Origin of the sequence: Streptomyces thermodiastaticus, from assembly GCF_014656135.1 — a bacterium.
GTDB lineage: Bacteria > Actinomycetota > Actinomycetes > Streptomycetales > Streptomycetaceae > Streptomyces > Streptomyces thermodiastaticus.
In genome coordinates this window covers 82,030-100,403 of record NZ_BNBV01000020.1, presented here as the reverse complement: position 1 = coordinate 100,403, position 18,374 = coordinate 82,030, and the positions used below count along the sequence as shown (strand labels likewise).

17 protein-coding genes and 1 pseudogene are annotated in these 18,374 nt (G+C 72.2%); 10 read left to right on the top strand and 8 right to left on the bottom strand.

Annotated elements, in window-relative coordinates; translation table 11 throughout:
* Positions 1–40 precede the first annotated feature (40 nt).
* Positions 41–1,795 (top strand): lysine--tRNA ligase, encoded by a 1,755-nt coding sequence (lysS, locus tag IE286_RS18680; RefSeq protein ID WP_189797905.1) that lies wholly within the window; start codon positions 41–43, stop codon positions 1,793–1,795.
* A 100-nt stretch (positions 1,796–1,895) separates the two neighbouring features.
* Here the strand turns inward: lysS and IE286_RS18675 are convergent, their stop codons facing one another.
* From IE286_RS18675 to IE286_RS18665, 3 genes are all read right to left on the bottom strand, one after another.
* A complete protein-coding gene (locus tag IE286_RS18675) occupies positions 1,896–3,254 on the bottom strand; it encodes a DUF2637 domain-containing protein (RefSeq protein WP_229863104.1) in 1,359 nt (452 codons plus the stop codon).
* 101 nt (positions 3,255–3,355) lie between these two features.
* Positions 3,356–4,282 carry a DUF3558 domain-containing protein gene (locus tag IE286_RS18670; protein ID WP_189797904.1) on the bottom strand — a complete coding sequence of 309 codons (927 nt, stop codon included), beginning with the start codon at positions 4,280–4,282 and terminating at the stop codon, positions 3,356–3,358.
* Positions 4,283–4,399: 117 nt separating this feature from the next.
* Positions 4,400–5,212 (bottom strand): DUF3558 domain-containing protein, encoded by an 813-nt coding sequence (locus tag IE286_RS18665; RefSeq protein ID WP_189797903.1) that lies wholly within the window; start codon positions 5,210–5,212, stop codon positions 4,400–4,402.
* A gap of 226 nt (positions 5,213–5,438) precedes the next feature.
* Here IE286_RS18665 and IE286_RS18660 point away from each other — a divergent pair, with 226 nt between their 5' ends.
* Positions 5,439–6,632, top strand: a complete 1,194-nt coding sequence (locus IE286_RS18660) for an RtcB family protein (protein ID WP_189797902.1) — start codon at positions 5,439–5,441, stop codon at positions 6,630–6,632.
* Between the two features lie 129 nt (positions 6,633–6,761).
* On the opposite strand, the gene IE286_RS18655 is transcribed toward IE286_RS18660, so the two are convergent.
* The 3 genes from IE286_RS18655 to IE286_RS18645 are packed head-to-tail and all read right to left on the bottom strand — an operon-like array spanning position 6,762 to position 8,089.
* Positions 6,762–6,920, bottom strand: coding sequence for a hypothetical protein (locus tag IE286_RS18655; protein WP_168131522.1), 159 nt, complete (start codon positions 6,918–6,920; stop codon positions 6,762–6,764).
* A 3-nt stretch (positions 6,921–6,923) separates the two neighbouring features.
* Positions 6,924–7,697 carry an SDR family NAD(P)-dependent oxidoreductase gene (locus IE286_RS18650; protein WP_189797901.1) on the bottom strand — a complete coding sequence of 258 codons (774 nt, stop codon included), beginning with the start codon at positions 7,695–7,697 and terminating at the stop codon, positions 6,924–6,926.
* Between the two features lie 50 nt (positions 7,698–7,747).
* Entirely contained in the window at positions 7,748–8,089 is a 342-nt protein-coding gene (locus IE286_RS18645) for a YnfA family protein (RefSeq protein WP_189797900.1), read from the bottom strand.
* 215 nt (positions 8,090–8,304) lie between these two features.
* Here IE286_RS18645 and IE286_RS18640 point away from each other — a divergent pair, with 215 nt between their 5' ends.
* From IE286_RS18640 to IE286_RS18625, 4 genes and pseudogenes are all read left to right on the top strand, one after another.
* Positions 8,305–9,591: an MFS transporter gene (locus tag IE286_RS18640; RefSeq protein ID WP_189797899.1), complete on the top strand. Its 1,287-nt coding sequence runs from the start codon at positions 8,305–8,307 to the stop codon at positions 9,589–9,591.
* A gap of 121 nt (positions 9,592–9,712) precedes the next feature.
* Positions 9,713–10,111 (top strand): annotated as a pseudogene (locus IE286_RS18635) (LLM class oxidoreductase); the annotation flags it as partial.
* A gap of 161 nt (positions 10,112–10,272) precedes the next feature.
* On the top strand, positions 10,273–10,992 hold the full coding sequence (locus IE286_RS18630) for a response regulator transcription factor (RefSeq protein WP_308115071.1): 720 nt from the start codon (positions 10,273–10,275) through the stop codon (positions 10,990–10,992).
* A complete protein-coding gene (locus IE286_RS18625; protein ID WP_189797897.1) occupies positions 10,993–12,546 on the top strand; it encodes a HAMP domain-containing sensor histidine kinase in 1,554 nt (517 codons plus the stop codon).
* Between the two features lie 90 nt (positions 12,547–12,636).
* On the opposite strand, the gene IE286_RS27260 is transcribed toward IE286_RS18625, so the two are convergent.
* A complete protein-coding gene (locus IE286_RS27260; protein ID WP_229863102.1) occupies positions 12,637–13,080 on the bottom strand; it encodes a hypothetical protein in 444 nt (147 codons plus the stop codon).
* 165 nt (positions 13,081–13,245) lie between these two features.
* On the opposite strand from IE286_RS27260, the gene IE286_RS18615 reads away from it, so the two are divergent.
* On the top strand, positions 13,246–13,788 hold the full coding sequence (locus tag IE286_RS18615; RefSeq protein ID WP_189797896.1) for an MOSC domain-containing protein: 543 nt from the start codon (positions 13,246–13,248) through the stop codon (positions 13,786–13,788).
* Positions 13,789–13,862: 74 nt separating this feature from the next.
* Here IE286_RS18615 and IE286_RS18610 read toward each other — a convergent pair whose 3' ends face one another.
* Complete coding sequence (locus tag IE286_RS18610) at positions 13,863–14,516, bottom strand: hypothetical protein (RefSeq protein WP_189797895.1); 654 nt, start codon at positions 14,514–14,516, stop codon at positions 13,863–13,865.
* A 403-nt stretch (positions 14,517–14,919) separates the two neighbouring features.
* On the opposite strand from IE286_RS18610, the gene hemL reads away from it, so the two are divergent.
* From hemL to IE286_RS18595, 3 genes are all read left to right on the top strand, one after another.
* Positions 14,920–16,236 carry a glutamate-1-semialdehyde 2,1-aminomutase gene (hemL, locus tag IE286_RS18605; protein ID WP_189797894.1) on the top strand — a complete coding sequence of 439 codons (1,317 nt, stop codon included), beginning with the start codon at positions 14,920–14,922 and terminating at the stop codon, positions 16,234–16,236.
* A complete protein-coding gene (locus IE286_RS18600; RefSeq protein WP_189797893.1) occupies positions 16,233–16,925 on the top strand; it encodes a histidine phosphatase family protein in 693 nt (230 codons plus the stop codon). Before hemL ends, IE286_RS18600 begins: the two co-directional genes overlap by 4 nt.
* Before the next feature lie 153 nt (positions 16,926–17,078).
* Entirely contained in the window at positions 17,079–18,368 is a 1,290-nt protein-coding gene (locus IE286_RS18595; protein WP_189797930.1) for a polysaccharide deacetylase family protein, read from the top strand.
* Positions 18,369–18,374: the final 6 nt, after the last annotated feature.

The following is an 18,374-nucleotide window of genomic DNA, read 5'->3' as shown; positions in this document are numbered from 1 at the left end:
GCCGCGGCCACCTACCGAGAACCTTTCAGACACAGAGGACGTGCCGATCGTGGCTCAGAGCACCGAGACCACCGACTGGGTCTCCCGTTTCGCGGACGAGGTCATCGAGGAGTCGGAGCGCCGGGCCCCGGGCAAACCCGTCGTCGTCGCGTCCGGTCTGTCCCCCTCCGGCCCCATCCACCTGGGGAACCTCCGCGAGGTCATGACCCCGCACCTGGTGGCCGACGAGACCCGCCGCCGCGGGTACGAGGTGCGGCACCTGATCTCCTGGGACGACTTCGACCGCTACCGCAAGGTCCCGGCGGGGGTCGAGGGCATCGACGAGTCGTGGGCCGAGCACATCGGCAAGCCCCTGACCTCGGTGCCCGCGCCCCGGGGCTCGCAGTACCCGAACTGGGCCGAGCACTTCAAGGCCGCGATGATCGCGTCGCTGGCCGAGCTGGGTGTGGAGTTCGACGGCATCAGCCAGACCGAGAAGTACACCTCCGGTGCCTACCGCGAGCAGATTCTGCACGCGATGAAGCACCGCGCCGAGATCGACGCGATCCTCGCCCAGTACCGCACCAAGCCCAAGCCGGCCGACCAGAAGAAGCAGCAGGCCCGCACCAAGCCGGTCGACGAGGCCGAGCTGGAGGCCGCCGAGGGCTCGGGTGCCGCCGCCGAGGACGACGGCTCGGCCGGCTCCGCCGGGTACTTCCCGTACAAGCCGTACTGCGGCAACTGCGAGAAGGACTTCACCACCGTCACCTCCTACGACGACGACTCCACCGAGATGACGTACGCCTGCGGCGCGTGCGGCTTCTCCGAGACCGTCCGGCTCAGCGAGTTCAACCGCGGCAAGCTGGTGTGGAAGGTCGACTGGCCCATGCGCTGGGCCTACGAGGGCGTGATCTTCGAGCCCTCCGGTGTCGACCACTCCTCGCCGGGCTCCTCGTACCAGGTCGGCGGGCAGATCGTGCCGATCTTCGGCGGCAAGCAGCCCATCGGCCCGATGTACGCCTTCGTCGGCATCACCGGCATGGCGAAGATGTCCTCCTCGCGGGGCGGCGTGCCCACCCCGGCCGACGCGCTGAAGATCATGGAGCCGCAGCTGCTGCGGTGGCTGTACGCCCGGCGCAAGCCCAACCAGTCCTTCAAGGTCGCCTTCGACCAGGAGATCCAGCGGCTGTACGACGAGTGGGACCGGCTCACCGCCAAGGTCGCCGACGGCACCGCGCTCCCCGGTGACATCGCGGCCTACACGCGGGCCGTGGGCACCGCCTCCGGCGAGCTGCCGAAGACGCCGCGCCCGCTGCCGTACCGCACGCTGGCGTCCGTCGCCGACATCACCGCCGGCCACCAGGACCAGGCCCTGCGCATCCTGCGCGACCTGGACCCGGACAACCCGCTGACCTCGCTGGACGAGGCCCGGCCCCGGTACGACAAGGCCGAGGCGTGGATCAACACCCACGTCCCCGCCGACCAGCGGACCATCGTCCGCGAGGAGCCGGACACCGAGCTGCTGAAGTCGCTCGACGAGACGTCCCGGCAGTCCATCGGGCTGCTGCTCGACGGTCTGGCCGACCACTGGTCCCTGGACGGGCTCACCCACCTCGTCTACGGCGTGCCGAAGGTCCAGGCCGGGTTCTCCGCCGACGCCGGCCCGAAGGAGCTGCCGCCGGAGATCAAGACTGCCCAGCGGTCGTTCTTCGCGCTGCTGTACCGCCTGCTCGTCGGCCGTGACACCGGTCCGCGTCTGCCCACCCTGCTGCTCGCGGTGGGCCAGGAGCGGGTCCGCACGCTGCTCGGCGCGTAAGGGGACCGCGCAAGGAGACGCGGACAGCCGAAAGGGGGGTGCCCGGTGACACCGGGCACCCCCCTTTCGTGCCTTTCGTGATGCGTGACGCGCGCGGGCGTCAGGGGATGTGGTCCTCGGTCATCTCCGCGTTGAAGCGGTTGCCGAACCGGTTGACCATGCGCGCGACCTCGCGGACCGGCAGCGCCAGGCCGTACGCCGCCTCCAGCACCGTCGAGAACTCGCCCGGCGTGGGCAGGGTTTCGCCGACCGACTCCCGGAAGAGGCGGTACAGCTCCTCCTCGTCCGGCTCCGCCGGCGCCGGGGCCTGCCCCTCGGCCTGTTCGAGGCCGGCGGCCATGCGCTGCTGCGGGATCTGCGGCTGCTGCGCCGTCTCCTGCGGGACCTGCTGGTGGACGTCCTGCGGGACCTGCTGGTGGACGTCCTGCGGGACCTGCTGGGGGATCGGGAAGCTGCCCGTCTCCTCGGGGGCCGGCTCGTACGGCGGCGGCTCCTCCTCGTACTGGTCCCGGTACTGCTCCGCCTGCCGCTGCTCCTCGTACCAGTGCGCGTACTGCTCGGCCGGGTCGTACGTGGGGTCGTAGTCGCCGTGGTACTCGATCTGGCGCGGCGCGTTGAACCAGGGGCTCGTCTCCGGCTCCGGCGCCTGCTGCCCGTCCAAGGCGGGGCCGAGCTGCGGCTGCCGGGCGCCGGCGGGTGCCGCGGCCGGTACGGCGGCGCGCTCGGCCGCGGCCGGCTCGGCCTGCGGGGCCGGCGGGATCAGCACCGGCTCGATGCCCGCCGCCGCCAGCCCCGCCGGGGCCGTCTCCGCGAGCGGCACCCCGTACCGGGCCAGCCGCAGCGGCATCAGCGACTCCACCGGAGCCTTGCGCCGCCAGGCCCGCCCGAACCGGGACCGCAGCCGCGCCTGGTAGACGAGCCGCTCCTGCTCCAGCTTGATCACCTGGTCGTAGGAGCGCAGCTCCCACAGCTTCATCCGCCGCCACAGCAGGAACGTGGGCACCGGGGACAGCAGCCAGCGGGTCAGCCGCACCCCTTCCATGTGCTTGTCCGCCGTGATGTCCGCGATCCGCCCGATGGCGTGCCGGGCGGCCTCCACCGCCACCACGAACAGCACCGGGATCACCGCGTGCATGCCCACGCCCAGCGGGTCGGGCCAGGCGGCCGCACCGTTGAACGCGATGGTCGCCGCGGTCAGCAGCCACGCCGTCTGACGCAGCAGCGGGAAGGGCATCCGGATCCAGGTCAGCAGCAGGTCCAGGGCGAGCAGCACACAGATACCCGCGTCGATACCGACCGGGAACACATAACTGAAGGTGCCGAAACCCTTTTTGACGGCCAGTGTGCGCACCGCCGCGTACGAACCCGCGAAGCCGATCCCGGCGATGATCAGTGCGCCTGTCACGACCACGCCGATGAGCACGCGGTGCATCCGAGTCAGCTGCAGTGGCGCGGCCACTCGTACTCCCCTCCCAGTGCGTGTTGTTGCGCGCACCAGGGTTGCACACTTGTGCGACTCACGGGCGGCCGGACCGGATGCCCCCGGCGGAATCCGGCGGATCAGTCCTTCGACGAGGAGGCGGAGTTCGACGGCGACGGGCTCGCCGAGCCCTCCGTCGTGTCCTTGCCGTCCTGCGCGTCCTTCGAGGCCGAAGCCTTGTCCGACGGCGAACTCGAAGCGGAGGGTGCCGACTTGACGGTGTCACCGTTGGCCTTCGCCACCGACGCCACCGCCTCCGCGGCGGCCTTCTCGGCCTGCTTCACCAGGTCGTCGGCGTCCGGGGTCTTGTCCCCGGCCAGTCCGGCACCGTTGTAGTCCACCGTGACCACGACGTTCGCCACCCGCGCCACGACCGTCTGCTGCTTGAAGGTGCCCTCCTTCTTCTTCAGGTCGTAGCGGACCGCGGTCGCCTCGTCGCCGGTCGCCGACACCGGCTGGGTGGCGGTGTTCTTCGCCCCGTCCGTGGACTTCGCGTCCTGGACCTGCTTGAGGAAGAACTCGTGCGCCTGCTCCTCACCGGTGCCCCGCGTCTGCTCGGAGGTGAAACGCAGCAACGACACGTTCAGCCAGCGGAACTGGGAGCCGTCCACGCCGTGGTTCTCCAGGCTGTCCCACGAGCAGCTGGCCCGCCGGGACAGGTCGCTGGACGTGCCCTCCTTGCCGGAGTCGTCGGCCTTGGGCACCAGGTCGTCCAGGGTCTTGTCCGACAGGACCTTGCAGGCCTCGGGCAGCTTGGCGTAGCGCGCCGGCTGCACCGTCGGCGACGTGCTCGCGCCGGGGCCGGCCGAGGCGCTCGCCTTCCCGGCCTGCGTCGCGCCGGCCTTGTCGCCCGAGCCGGAGCCGGACTCCGAGGAGCAGGCCGCGGCCAGCAGCAGGACGGGGAGGACCGCCGCACCCACAAGGACACGGCCCCGCCGCTTTCCTGGCACAGGGCGCCGGTCACGCTGGTCTCGGTGAGCTGCTCGCTGCATGGTTCCTTCACTCATGACACTCGTGGTTCCTGCGGTCGGAAGGGATCCGCGGGGCCACGGTACGCGGTGCGCCGCTCACATGGTCGTACTCACCCGTCGGTGCTCACCCCGGCGCGGGGCGCACCGGACGGCTCAGCCGCCCAGCGAATCCGCCAGCTGCGCCGCCACTTTCCGGGCCTTGTCCTGCATTTCCTCGCTGTCCGGGACCATGCCGACGACCGCCGGCTGCTCCTCGTACACGACGGTCACGATGACGTTGGACGTGCGGAACGCCACAGTCACCGTGCGCTGCCGGGCCGTCGAACCCGAGCTGCCGAGCCGGTCGTCGAGGAACGCCTCGTCGCCCAGGCCGTCGAGCGTGCGGGACTGCAGGTCGGTCGCGGAGGACGACGGGGACGACGGCGCGGAGGGGGTGGTGGAACCCGAGGGGGAGACGGTCCCGTCGGCGGACATGCCGCCGGAGGACCGGCCGGCGTCCGCGCCCGTGGACGCCCCGGACAGGCCGGCCGCCTTCAGCTTGGCGGCGAAGACCGACTCCGCCTGGCTGGCGTCGCTGACCGTGTTGTCGTAGGAGACGACCCGCTCGAAGTCGACCGAGAGATGATCGGTGGCCTCGGAGGAGTCCGCCGTCCAGCGGCAGCCGACCTTGCGGTCGGTGTCGTAGGTGAGGGTGTTCTCGCCCTCGTAGGCCTGGTCCCGCTGCTGCGGGTCCGCGATCTGCTTGATCCCCGGCAGCAGGGAGTCGAGGGTGCGGTGGCCGACCACGTCGCAGGCCTCCGGCAGCGTGCGGTACTTGCCCGGCTGCGCCTGGGTCTGCGCGGCGCCCGCACCGTCCGGGTTGGCGCCGTCGGTCGTGCCCGCGCCCGACGAGCCGCCCGTGCAACCGGTCAGCAGCAGGGCCGCGAGCAGGGCGGACGCGCCGGGTCCGTAGGCTTTCCGCAGCACGGACGGGCTCCTCTCGTCGAACGGTTCGACGGTGGTCGTGCGCTGGTGATCGCAGGTCCCCGCCGGTAAATCGGTTGCCGGGCGACGGCGTGTGCCGAGAACAATGTGTATCGCACGCACTGCCGTGAGCGCCGGTCCGTTGCCCTGTTTCGTCGACCCTGGCGCCGGTATTGCGCTTCATCACGTTTGTTCTTGTTTTTCTGATTCACGGGGGGCGAAGGCCGACATGTCGTACGTGGAAGTGCCGGGCGCGCGCGTGCCCATCCGTATGTGGGCCGACCCGGCGACGGTCGAGGGCGCGGCGATGCGGCAGCTGCAGAACGTGGCGACCCTGCCGTGGATCCAGGGTCTGGCCGTGATGCCCGACGTCCACTACGGAAAGGGCGCCACGGTCGGTTCCGTCATCGCGATGCGGGACGCGGTGTGCCCGGCGGCGGTGGGCGTGGACATCGGCTGCGGGATGTCGGCGGTGAGGACCTCGCTGACGGCGGACGATCTGCCGGACGATCTGTCCCGGCTGCGGTCGAGCATCGAGCAGGCCGTCCCGGTGGGGCGGGGCATGCACGAGGAGCCCGTCGATCCCCGCGCGTTCCACGGGGTGGCGACGGCCGGGTGGGACGACTTCTGGCGCCGGTTCGACACGGTGGCCGAGGCGGTGCGTTTCCGCCGGGAGCGGGCCGCGGCGCAGCTGGGCACGCTCGGATCCGGCAACCACATGATCGAGTGCTGCCTGGACGACGACGGCGCGGTGTGGCTGCTGCTGCACTCCGGGTCCCGCAACATCGGCAAGGAACTGGCCGAGCATCACATCGGTGTCGCCCGCTCGCTGGCGCACAACCAGGGGCTGGTCGACCGCGACCTCGCGGTGTTCCTGGCCGGCACCCCGGAGATGGACGCCTACCGCAACGACCTGTACTGGGCGCAGGAGTACGCCACGTACAACCGCACACTGATGATGGCCCTGCTCAAGGACGTCGTGCGCCGGGAGTTCGCCAAGGCCCGGCCGGTCTTCGAGCCGGAGATCTCCTGCCACCACAACTATGTGGCCGAGGAGCGCTACGACGGCACTGACCTGCTCGTCACCCGCAAGGGCGCGATCCGGGCCGGCCACGGGGAGTACGGCATCATCCCCGGCTCGATGGGCACCAGTTCGTACATCGTCAAGGGCCTCGGCAACGAGAAGGCCTTCAACTCCGCCTCCCACGGGGCGGGCCGGCGGATGAGCCGCAACGCGGCGAAGCGGCGCTTCACCGTGCGGGACCTCAAGGAGCAGACGCGGGGCGTGGAGTGCCGCAAGGACGCCGGTGTGCTGGACGAGATCCCGCAGGCCTACAAGGACATCGAGCAGGTCATGGCGCAGCAGCGCGACCTGGTCGAGGTCGTGGCGCGGCTCAAGCAGTTCGTGTGCGTCAAGGGCTGACGCCCGACGGGCCGGGCGCCTTGCGCACGGGGGTGTCCGGCCCGTGCGTGGTTCCTCCCGGCGTCGTACGCGGTCGTCGTCCGCGGCGTGCCGCACGCGTCGTGCCGCACGCGTCGTGCGGCGTGCCGCTCACTTCGCGTGCCGCACCGCGTAGATCATCACGAAGGCGACGATGTGGATGCCGAAGAGAAAGTAGCCGAGGTAGTACCAGACGTACCGCTCGCGCTTCTTCTCCAGGGCGAGGTTCTCGCGTTCGGCTGCCCGGGCAGCCTCGTCGTCCGCTGTCATGGCTCACTTCTCCCGGTGGACCTTGGTGTTCGACGCCTGGGCGCGCGGGCGCACGACCAGCAGGTCGACGTTGACATGGCTGGGGCGGGTGACCGCCCAGGTGATGGTGTCGGCGACGTCCTCGGCGGTCAGCGGTGCCGCGACGCCCTCGTAGACCTTCGCCGCCTTCTCGGCGTCACCGCGGAAACGGGTGAGGGCGAACTCCTCGGTCCTGACCATGCCGGGCGCGATCTCGATGACGCGCACCGGCTGCCCGACGATCTCCAGGCGCAGGGTCTCGGCGAGGACATGGGTGCCGTGCTTGGCGGCGACGTAGCCGGCACCGCCCTCGTAGGTGGCGTGGCCGGCGGTGGAGGAGACGACCACCACGGTGCCGTCGCCGCTGGCGATCAGCTTGGGCAGCAGCGCCTGGGTCAGGTTGAGGGTGCCGATGACGTTCGTCTCGTACATGGTGCGCCAGTCGGCGGGGTCGCCGGTGGCGACCGGGTCGGCGCCGAGCGCGCCGCCGGCGTTGTTGACGAGCACGCCGACGGTGGTGAAGGCGGTCGCGAACTCGTCGACCGCGGCCCGGTCGGTGACGTCCAGCTGGTACGCCGTCGCCGAGTGCCCGGCCGCGTTGATCTCCTCGGCCAGTGCCTCGATGCGGTCCTTGCGGCGGGCGGTCAGGACGACCCGGTATCCGGCCTCGGCGAGCTGCCGGGCCGTGGCGGCGCCGATCCCGCTGCTCGCTCCGGTGACAACGGCGATCCGGGAGGCGGCGGGCGGGACGGTGGCCATGCGGGACTCCTCATCGGTCGGCGGTCGGCTCCGCCCAGCGTAGGCGAACCTCAGCCGTTGCCGCGCGGGGCCCACATGATGAGGGCCATGCCGGCGAGGCAGACCAGCGCACCGGCGATGTCCCAGTGGTCGGGCCGGTAGCCGTCGGCCACCACGCCCCACAGGATCGAGCCCGCCACGAAGATCCCGCCGTAGGCGGCGAGGATGCGGCCGAAGTGGGCGTCGGGCTGGAAGGTGGCGGCGAAGCCGTAGGCGCCGAGCGCGAGGACGCCGCCCGTGACCCACAGCCAGCCGCGGTGCTCGCGCACGCCCTGCCACACCAGCCAGGCGCCGCCGATCTCGAAGAGCGCGGCGAGGACGAACAGGGCGGCGGAGCGGAGAAGCACAGGCATGGGGAAAGCCTTGCAGGGGCCCGCGGCCGCCCGGAGGGCCCGCCCGTGGCGACCACCGGCGGCCGTGTTCCTCACGGCCCGGGCTACCGTCGGTCCCTCACCCGGCGGTGCCGGCCACGCGCCGCCCGGCACGGCGGCCGGGCCCGGCCGGCCGGAGACGAGGTACGGATGACGGCGGCGGGTCGGATGCTGGGACGGCGGGAGACGAGGTACGGATGACGGCGGCGGGTCGAACCCTGGGACGGCAGTTCGGATGGCTGTGGACGGCCTACGCCGTCAGCACGTTCGGCACCTGGCTGGCCTTCGACGCGTTCGCGCTGGTCGCGGTGGTGGTGCTGCACGCCGGCCCGGCCGAGGTGGCGCTGCTGGCCGCGGCGGGACCGGCGGTGGGCGCGCTGCTGGCCGTGCCGCTCGGGCCGTGGATCGAGTTCCGCCGCAAACGCCCGGTCATGATCGCGGCCGACCTGGTGCGCTGCGTCGTGCTGGTGAGCGTGCCCGTGGCCTTCGCGCTGGGCGGCCTGGGCGTCGGACAGCTGCTGGCGGTGTCGGTGGTGGTGGCCGCGGCGGACATCGCGTTCACCGCGGCGAGCGGCGCGTATCTCAAGAGCCTGGTGCCGCCCGGCGGCCTGCTGGTGGCGTCCAGCCGCTTCGAGTCGACGACCTGGACGGCGAGCGTGCTGGGGCCGCCGGCCGGGGGCGCGCTGGTCGGCTGGTTCGGGCCGGTGGCGACCGTGGCGGCCGACGCGGTCAGCTATCTGCTCTCGGCCGCGGCGATCCGTGCGATCGGCGGCGGCGAGCCCGCACCGGCCGCCGCGAGCCGGGGGCGCACGCGGCTGCGGGCCGGTGATCTGCTCGCGGGCTGGCGGTTCATCCTCACCCATCGCGAACTGCGCCCGCTGTTCTTCAACACCCTCCTGGTCAACGCCCTGATCATGGTGTCCTCGCCGCTGCTGGCCGTACTGATGCTCGGCCCGCTCGGGTTCACGCCGTGGCAGTACGGACTCGCCTTCGCCGTGCCGTGCCTCGGCGGCCTTGCCGGTTCGCGGCTGGCGCGGCGGCTGGTCGCGCGGTACGGGCAGCGCAGGGTGCTGCTCACCGCGGGCGTGCTGCGCGTGTGCTGGCCGGCGGGGCTGGTCCTCGTCCGGCCGGGCGTGCCCGGACTGGTGCTGGTGATGGCGGTCGAGCTGGTGCTGATCTTCTGCTGCGCCGTCTTCAACCCGGTGCTCGCGGCCCACCGGCTGGAGCAGACCCCCGCGGACCGGGTGGCCCGTACGCTGTCGGCCTGGTCCGTCACGGGCAAGGCGGCCACCGCGCTGCTGACCGCGCTGTGGGGTCTGCTGGCCACGCTCACCACCCCGCGCACCGCGATCGGCGCGGCCGGGCTGCTTCTGCTGGCCACGCCGCTGCTGCTGCCGTGGCGCCGGCGCACACCGGGGCCGGACGACCGGCCCGTGCCGGCCGTGGAGGCGGCGCGGGGAGGCGGGACGCCCCGGGCGGCGTGACGAGCAGGCCGTCTGCCACGGCACCGCCGGCGGTGCCGGCCGCGCGGAATACGCAGGGTGCGCGGAATACGCCGGGTGCGACATGGTTCACCGTCGAAGTTGAAGAATGAACAAAGAAGGGCAGCAGGCCGTCGCCGGCCTGGGCGGGCAGGTGTTCATGCGGAAGAACTCCCAGGACGCCGTCCGCGAGTTCCGCCCCTACTTCGACAACGCACCGGTCTACGGCCACGGGCCCTGTCTGGAGGAGTTCACCGCGCAGACCCCGCTGACCGTGGGTTCCCCGCGGCAGGTGATCGAGAAGACGCTGACCTTCCGCGAGTACGCGGGCGACTACCGGCGCCAGCTGTTCCTGATGGACCACGCCGGGCTGCCGCTGAAGACCGTGCTGGAACAGCTGGACATCCTCGGCGAGGAGGTCGTGCCGGTGCTGCGCGAGGAGTTCGCCAAGGCCCGCCCGGCCGGTGTGCCCGACGCACCGACCCACGCCTCGCGGCTGACCGCACAGGCCGGCGCGACGTGAGCGAGGGCGCGCCGCCGTCCCGCGGGGCGCGAGGCACCCCGTCGTCCTTCCCCGGCCACGGCCGGTGAGAGCCGGTAAAACCGGTAAAAAGCGTCACGGCAGCCACCGAGGCCCTGCTGGGAGCCCGGCCGCCTTGGCAGACTGGACGCGTGCCTCAGACTGTGCTGCTCGCCGAAGACGACCGCGCCATCCGCCACGCGCTGGAACGGGCGCTGACCCTGGAGGGCTACGCGGTGACGGCGGTCGCCGACGGAGTGGAGGCGCTGGCGCAGGCGCACAGGAACCCGCCGGACGTCCTCGTCCTGGACGTGATGATGCCCGGCATAGACGGACTGCAGGTGTGCCGGGTGCTGCGCGCGGAGGGCGACCGCACCCCGATCCTGATGCTCACCGCCCTGGTGGAGACCGCGGACCGGATCGCCGGCCTGGACGCCGGCGCGGACGACTACGTCGTCAAGCCGTTCGACGTCGAGGAGGTCTTCGCCCGGCTGCGCGCCCTGCTGCGCCGCACCAGCCCCGCCGCCGTTGCCGCCGCCCCGGCGGGCGCGGCGGAGGCCTCCGGAGCGGCGGGAACGGCGGAGCGGCACGTGGAGGCCGCGGGCATCCGCATCGACGTCCAGGCCCGCCGGGTGTGGCGGGGCAGCCGCGAGATCGAGCTGACCCGCACCGAGTTCGAACTGCTGCACCTGCTGGTCCGCAACGTCGGCATCGTCCTGGACCACTCCACCATCTACGACCGCATCTGGGGCTACGACTTCGGCCCCGGCTCCAAGAACCTCGCCGTGTACGTCGGCTATCTGCGCCGCAAGCTCGACGAGCCGGGCGCGCCGCAGCTCATCCACACCGTGCGCGGGGTCGGATACGTGCTCCGGGAGAACTGAGTGGGCCGCCCGGCGCGGCTGTTCGCCCGGCCCCGGCTGTCGTCGCTGCGCACCACGTTCGCCGTGACCTTCGCCGTGGTCACCGCCGCCGTCACGGTCGTCGTCGGCATCCTGTCCTACGACTCCGCCGCCCGCCTGGTGCGCGTGGACCAGCAGTCGGTGTTCACGCAGGTCGTGCAGGACGTCCGGAACGAGGTACGGCGCTACGACCGGGCTCCCGGGGACTTCTCCTCCACCAGCCCCGGCCACGAGGTGGTCCGGCCCAGTCGCACCGACGTGCAGGTGCTCGGCGCGCAGGGGCAGATCGTGGACCACGGCAGCCCGCAGCTGCCCGTCACCGACGACGACCGGGCCGTCGCCGCCGCCCGCGCGGCCGGGCGGACCGTGCAGCACACGGACGTGGCCGTCGGCGACGACGTGTACCGGATCGCCACCGTCTCGCTCGGCGACGGCCGCGGCGCCGTCCAGATCGCCCAGGAGTTCAGCGACACCGAGGACCTGCTGCGGGAGCTGCAGCAGCGCACCCTCGTGCTGATGGCGATCGTGGTGATCGCGGCCGGACTGTGCGGCTGGTGGCTGGCCCGGCGCATCACCCGCCGGCTCGTGGTTCTCACCTCCGCCGCCGAGAACGTCGCCCGCACCCGGCAGCTCGGCATCCAGGTGCCCGTCACCGGCTCCGACGAGGTGGGCCGCCTCGGCCGGGCCTTCGACCGCATGCTGGGGCGGCTCGCCCAGTCCGAGGAGGACCAGCGCCGCCTGGTCCAGGACGCCGGGCACGAGCTGCGCACCCCGCTGACCTCGCTGCGGACCAACATCACCCTGCTGCGCCGCATCGACGAGCTGCCGCCCGCCACCCGTGACGAACTGGTCGCCGACCTCACCCAGGAGGCGCGCGAACTGACCGACCTGGTCAACGAGCTGGTCGACCTGGCCGCCGGGCAGTCCGACACCGAGCCGCCGCAGCGGGTCGACCTCGCCGAGATCGCCGAGGAGGTGGCCGCCCGCGCCCGCCGCCGCACCGGCCGCGAGATCGTGGTGCGCGCGAGCGGCGACACCACGGCGGACGGCCGGCCCGGCCGGCTTCAGCGGGCGATCTCCAACCTGGTCGAGAACGCGGCCAAGTTCGACCCCGGCGGCACCGCGCCCATCGAGATCGCCGTCTCCGGGCCCGCGCTGCCCGGCGCCGTCCGTGTCGAGGTCCTCGACCGGGGCCCCGGTGTCGCCGCGGGCGATCTGCTGCGCATCTTCGACCGCTTCTACCGCGCCCCCGACGCCCGCTCCCAGCCCGGCTCCGGGCTGGGGCTGTCCATCGTGCGGGAGGTGGCCCTGGCGCACGGCGGAGCACCGTTCGCCTGCGGACGCGAGGGAGGCGGCGCGGTGATCGGCTTCACGGTGGGCGTACCCCCGGACCAGCACGGCGGCCAGGTGTGGGACGGCGGCGCCGAGGGAGACGGGACGGCCGTCCGTGATCATCCGTGCGACGCCGGTGCGGACCGGGTGCACCGGGGGCAGCGGGAGAGCGGCGGAACACCCGGCGCGGCCCGCGGGGTCTGAGGAGAGCCGGAGAGAACTCGGCAACCGGCAGAGGAGAGAACCCGGCAACCGGCAGAACCGAGAGAAGCGAAAGACGGACGGGGCGGACGCTCAGTCCTCGGCGGTGGCCGAGGCGGTCGCTGCGCCGACGGCGGACGGGACCCCGCACATGGCGGGTTCCGCCTCCCGCTCGATGCCGTCCCGACCGGTGCCGTCCCGGCCACCGGCGGTGTTCCCCGTGCCGGTACCGGTGCCGGCGTCGCCGTTCCGGGCGGTGCCCGCGGCGCGCCTGCGGGACGCCGTCAGCAGCCACGTGAGGTTGCCGACCGCGGCGCCCGCCGCCACCGTGGCCACGATCACGCCCGCGGTGGTGAAGCCGCTGGTGAACAGGTGCGGCCGCGGATCGAGGGTGTGCAGGCCGAACCCGCACAGCTCGTGCACGCCGACGGCCGCGAGGACCAGACTCACGACCAGAACCGCGACGGTCGGACCGACCCCGATGCCGTCCTCCTCGTCGGACGGGGAGGACGGGGGCGGACAGTGAGCTTCCTGCATGGTTCGATCCCCCGTGGACGGATGGACGGCGAGCCGGACCCTACAGTACGTAGTGGCCCATCCACGGGTGAAACCGGCCGTCCCCCGCCGCACAGGATCGCCGTCCTCCGCCGCACTTAGGATCGATGCGGGCACACCTGCCCGAGAGCCGATGAGGGGGACCACATGGGCGCTGTCGTCACAGCGGTCAGCAGCAACGGCACCTACGCGTTCACCAAACCGAACCGGGACAGCATCACCCTGCTGGCGGGGCTCGGCGTGGCTGGGGACGTCCACGCCGGTGTGACGGTCAAGCACCGCTCTCGCGTCGCCCAGGACCCCACACAGCCCAACCTGCGACAGGTGCACCTCATCCACGAGGAACTCTTCGACGAGGTCGCCCGCGCGGGCTTCGCGGTGTCCCCGGGGGACCTGGGGGAGAACATCACGACCAGCGGCATCGACCTGCTCGCCCTGCCGGCGGGCACGCTGCTGCACCTCGGTGCGGAGGCGGTCGTGGAGGTCACCGGGCTGCGCAACCCCTGCCGGCAGATCGACGCGTTCCAGCCGGGACTGCTCAAGCAGGTGCTGCGCCGCGAGGAGGACGGCACGCTCGTCCGCAAGGCGGGGATCATGAGCGTCGTCGTGTGCGGCGGTGAGGTCCGCCCCGGCGACACGATCCGGGCCGAGCTGCCCGAGGGGCCGCACCGCCCGCTGGAGCGGGTCTGACCGCCCGGACTGCCGGGGCGCCGCGGCTCACCGCCGGGCCGGTCCGCGCGCCCCGGGCTGCGGGCCGCATCCGCTCAGGGCCACACCAGGCAGTACGGCTGATGCCCCGCCTCGTGCAGCCGCCGGCTGAAGTCCCGCCACTCGCGCAGCAGCCGGTAGACGTCGAACGCGTCGCGGGGGCCGCCCCGGTCGGGCACCGTGGACCAGATGAAGGCGGCCGCGCCGACCGCCTCCTCGCCGATGCCGCGCAACGGATCGACGACCGTCATGGGCAGCTTGACCACCGCGTAGTCGGGGTGCAGGACGACCAGCTCCAGCGGGGGCACCTTGTGCAGGGGGACGCCCTCGATGCCGGTGAGCACCATCGCCGCCATGGTCTCCGGCTTGATCCGGGTGAACATGCCGTTCATGCCCAGCTCGTCGCCGCCGAGTTCCTCGGGGCGCATCGAGAGCGGGACACGTGCCGCGGTCGCGCCGTCCGGCGCGCCGAAGTACTTGTACGTCACCCCCACCCGACCACCATGTCTGCTTCCTGCCCTGAGCCGGTCCAGCCGGTGATCGCTCCGGTGATCGATCCGCCGGTCGAGCCGCTCGGGCTCGTTCGGTGCGCCCTGCTGTTCCTGACGTGCCTCGGCCGAGCCCCCCGCGTCGCGCCGGTGTCTTCCCCGCCGGGCACGTCGAGGACCCAGGTCGTCAGTCCCCTCGCCCAGTCCGCCACCGCGATGCATATCTCCACCCGACTGCTGTTCTAGGTGCGTGCCCGGAGCCGCGCAACCTGATCATCGTGTCAGTGACCTCCCCCGCGGTCGCACGCCGAAACGTGCCTCACAGCAACTCGCCACGGGGACCCGCGCGGCCCTCGACACGACCCTTCGCCCTGTCATACGTACGCGGCGTCCAGTTTCTCAGATGGGCGCGGGGAAGTGGCTGGTTCCGCCGTGCTTCCGTACATCCGGAGAACGTCCGCCGGGCATCCGCCGGACACCCCGGTGCGGCACATCCCCCACCCACTCCGCTCCCGGCTCCCGGGCCCCGCTGGCCTACCCTGAACTGGGTCACTGCCCACCGGCGGATGCACGTCGTCCGGGAACATCCCGAGGAAATCCCGAGGAATCGGAGAAGTCGCAGGTCATGAGCGAACTGCCATATCCATACGAAGCCCCCGCCTCGCAGGCGCTGTTCGACCGTGCGGCGGCCGTCACACCCGGTGGTGTCAACTCCCCGGTGCGTGCCTTCGGCGCCGTGGGCGGTACGCCCCGGTTCATGGTGTCCGGCAAGGGCGCGTACCTGACGGACGCCGACGGGCGGGAGTACGTCGACCTCGTGTGCTCCTGGGGGCCGATGATCCTCGGGCACAGCCACCCGGAGGTGATCGCCGCCGTGCAGGAGGCGGTCGCCCGCGGCACGTCCTTCGGCACCGCCGGTGAGGGCGAGGTGGCGCTCGCCGAGGAGATGGTCGCCCGCGTCGCACCGCTGGAGCAGGTGCGGCTGGTCTCCAGCGGCACCGAGGCCACCATGTCCGCGATCCGGCTGGCCCGCGGCTTCACCCGGCGCAGCAAGGTGATCAAGTTCGCCGGCTGCTACCACGGGCACGTCGACGCGCTGCTGGCCTCCGCGGGGTCGGGTGTCGCCACGTTCGCCCTGCCGGACACGCCCGGGGTCACCGGTGCGCAGGCCGGCGACACCATCGTGCTGCCGTACAACGACCTGGACGCGGTGCGCGCCGCCTTCGCCGCGCACCCGGACGAGATCGCCTGTGTGATCACCGAGGCCTCGCCCGGCAACATGGGCGTGGTGCCGCCGCTGCCCGGCTTCAACCAGGGCCTGCGGGACCTGTGCCGGGAGAACGGCGCGCTGTACATCTCCGACGAGGTCATGACCGGGTTCCGTACCAGCCGGGCCGGCTGGTACGGCGTGGACGGCGTCGAGCCGGACCTGATGACCTTCGGCAAGGTGATGGGCGGCGGGTTCCCGGCCGCGGCGTTCGGCGGGCGCGCCGACGTCATGGCGCACCTCGCGCCCGCCGGCCCCGTCTACCAGGCGGGCACCCTGTCCGGGAACCCGGTGGCCACCGCCGCCGGCCTCGCCCAGCTGCGCCTGCTCGACGACGCGGCGTACGCGCACATCGACGACGTCTCGCAGAAGCTGCGGGCCATGGTGTCCGAGGCGCTGGCCAAGGAGGGCGTGGCGCACACCGTGCAGAACGCCTCCAGCATGTTCTCGGTGTTCTTCACCGACGGCCCGGTGCGCGACTACGACGACGCCAAGGCGCAGCAGACGCACCGCTACACCGCCTTCTTCCACGCGATGCTCGCGCACGGCGTCTACCTGCCGCCGTCCGCCTTCGAGTGCTGGTTCGTCTCCACCGCACACGACGAGCGGGCCCTGGAGCGGATCGCCGACGCCCTGCCGGCGGCGGCGCGGGCGGCCGCGGAGGCGACGGCATGAGCACGCGGGCGGACACCCAGGACATCACCGTCGTCCACCTGATGCGGCACGGGGAGGTGGAGAACCCCGAGGGCATCCTGTACGGGCGGCTGCCCGGCTACCACCTGTCCGACCTGGGCCGGCGGATGGCCGAGCGGGTCGCCGACCACCTCGCCTCCCGGGACGTGACCTACGTGGTGGCCTCGCCCCTGGAGCGGGCGCAGGAGACGGCGACCCCGATCGCCAAGGCGCACGGCCTGGACGTCGCCACCGACGGGCGGCTGATCGAGGCGGCCAACGTCTTCGAGGGCAAGACCTTCGGCGTCGGCGACGGCGCGCTGCGCCGGCCCGCCAACTGGAAGTACCTGGTCAATCCGTTCAAGCCGTCCTGGGGCGAGCCGTACATCGACCAGGTGGTGCGGATGACGGCCGCGCTGAACGCGGCGAAGGACGCCGCGCGCGGGCACGAGGCGGTGGTGGTCAGCCACCAGCTGCCCATCTGGATCGTGCGCTCCTACGTGGAGCGGCGGCGGCTGTGGCACGACCCGCGCAAGCGGCAGTGCACGCTGGCCTCGCTGACCACGTTCACGTACCAGGGCGACCGGATCGTCTCGGTCGGCTACACCGAGCCGGCCCGCGACCTGGTGCCCGCCCACCTGCTGGCGGGGGCCAAGCCGGTGAAGGGACAGGGCAAGGCGTTCGGGGCGTAGCCCGTGCACCGTGACGGGTGACGCACCCACCGTCACCGTCGCACGGCATACCCGTGATCGTTACGATCTCCGTACATCGGCGGGTCAACCGCTGCCGTCGCCGCGTCCTCTGTGTGGGTGACCACTGCAGAGGACGCGACGATCGGGGATCTCATGCGCACCTTCACCCGGAGGGCACTGCTCGGGCTCGGCGCGACAGCCGCCGCTGCCGGGCTCGCGGGCTGCGGCAGCCTGCACGCCACCGGCACATCCGGCCGGACCGGCACTTCCGGCGCCGGTGCGACCGGCAAGCGCACGGTGCGGCCGGCCAGGCCGATCGGCGACGGCTCGACACAGTTCACCGGAGAGCAGCCGCACCAGCCCACCGCGCCCGTGCCGCTGGAGCCGGGCCAGACCCCGCCCCAGTTCGTCGTCTTCTCCTGGGACGGGGCCGGCGAGGTCGGCAACGGCCTCTTCCCGCGCTTCCTGGACCTCGCCAAGGAGCACGGCGCGAGCATGACCTTCTTCCTCTCCGGGCTCTACCTGCTGCCGGAGTCGAAGAAGCGCCTGTACGACCCGCCGAACAACCCGCGCGGTGCCTCCGACATCGGCTACCTGACCGACGAGCACATCAAGTCCACGCTGGCCAACGTCCGCCGCGCCTGGCTGGAGGGCCACGAGATCGGCACCCACTTCAACGGCCACTTCTGCTCCGGCTCGGGCTCGGTGGCGAACTGGACGCCGGCGCAGTGGCGCAGCGAGATCGACCAGGCGAAGTCGTTCGTGAAGCAGTGGCGGACCAACACCGGCTGGCACGACCTGCCCTCCCTGCCGTTCGACTACGACAAGGAACTGGTCGGCGGCCGCACCCCCTGCCTGCTCGGCCAGGACCAGCTGCTGCCCACCGCCCGCGAGCTGGGCTGGCGCTACGACGCCTCCTCGCCCGGCGGCCGCCAGGTGTGGCCGGTCAAGCGAATGGGGATATGGGACCTCCCCCTGCAGCAGATACCTTTTCCCGGCCGCTCGTTCGAGGTCCTCTCGATGGACTACAACATGCTGGCCAACCAGTCGGTGAACTCGACCAAGGCCCCCAGCTACAACTACCCCGGCTGGCGCCGCCAGTCCGCCCAGGCCTACATCGCGGGCTTCGAGCGCGCGTACCAGACCAACCGGGCGCCGTTCTTCGTCGGCAACCACTTCGAGCAGTGGAACGGCGGCATCTACATGGACGCCGTGGAGGAGGCCGTCCGCTACATCGCGCGCAAGAAGGAGCAGGGCGCGGACGTGCGCCTGGTCTCCTTCCGGCAGCTCGTCGACTGGCTGGACGTGCAGAAGCCCGAGGTGCTCGCCAAGCTGCGCACCTTGGAGGTCGGGCAGAAGCCGGCCGGCGGCTGGAAGGAGTTCCTGAAGGAGACGCCGGCCACCGGTACCGCTGGGGCAGACGAGACGCAGCACGCCGCCTGAAATGCG

Coding starts and splice junctions, on each gene's coding strand:
- IE286_RS18670 (WP_189797904.1), bottom strand. CDS start 4,282: ATGAGTGAAGGAACCATGCAGCGAGCAGCTCACCGAGACCAGCGTGAC.
- IE286_RS18660 (WP_189797902.1), top strand. CDS start 5,439: ATGTCGTACGTGGAAGTGCCGGGCGCGCGCGTGCCCATCCGTATGTGG.
- IE286_RS18655 (WP_168131522.1), bottom strand. CDS start 6,920: ATGACAGCGGACGACGAGGCTGCCCGGGCAGCCGAACGCGAGAACCTC.
- IE286_RS18650 (WP_189797901.1), bottom strand. CDS start 7,697: ATGGCCACCGTCCCGCCCGCCGCCTCCCGGATCGCCGTTGTCACCGGA.
- IE286_RS18645 (WP_189797900.1), bottom strand. CDS start 8,089: ATGCCTGTGCTTCTCCGCTCCGCCGCCCTGTTCGTCCTCGCCGCGCTC.
- IE286_RS18640 (WP_189797899.1), top strand. CDS start 8,305: ATGACGGCGGCGGGTCGAACCCTGGGACGGCAGTTCGGATGGCTGTGG.
- IE286_RS27260 (WP_229863102.1), bottom strand. CDS start 13,080: ATGCAGGAAGCTCACTGTCCGCCCCCGTCCTCCCCGTCCGACGAGGAG.
- IE286_RS18615 (WP_189797896.1), top strand. CDS start 13,246: ATGGGCGCTGTCGTCACAGCGGTCAGCAGCAACGGCACCTACGCGTTC.
- IE286_RS18610 (WP_189797895.1), bottom strand. CDS start 14,516: ATGCATCGCGGTGGCGGACTGGGCGAGGGGACTGACGACCTGGGTCCT.
- hemL (WP_189797894.1), top strand. CDS start 14,920: ATGAGCGAACTGCCATATCCATACGAAGCCCCCGCCTCGCAGGCGCTG.
- IE286_RS18600 (WP_189797893.1), top strand. CDS start 16,233: ATGAGCACGCGGGCGGACACCCAGGACATCACCGTCGTCCACCTGATG.
- IE286_RS18595 (WP_189797930.1), top strand. CDS start 17,079: ATGCGCACCTTCACCCGGAGGGCACTGCTCGGGCTCGGCGCGACAGCC.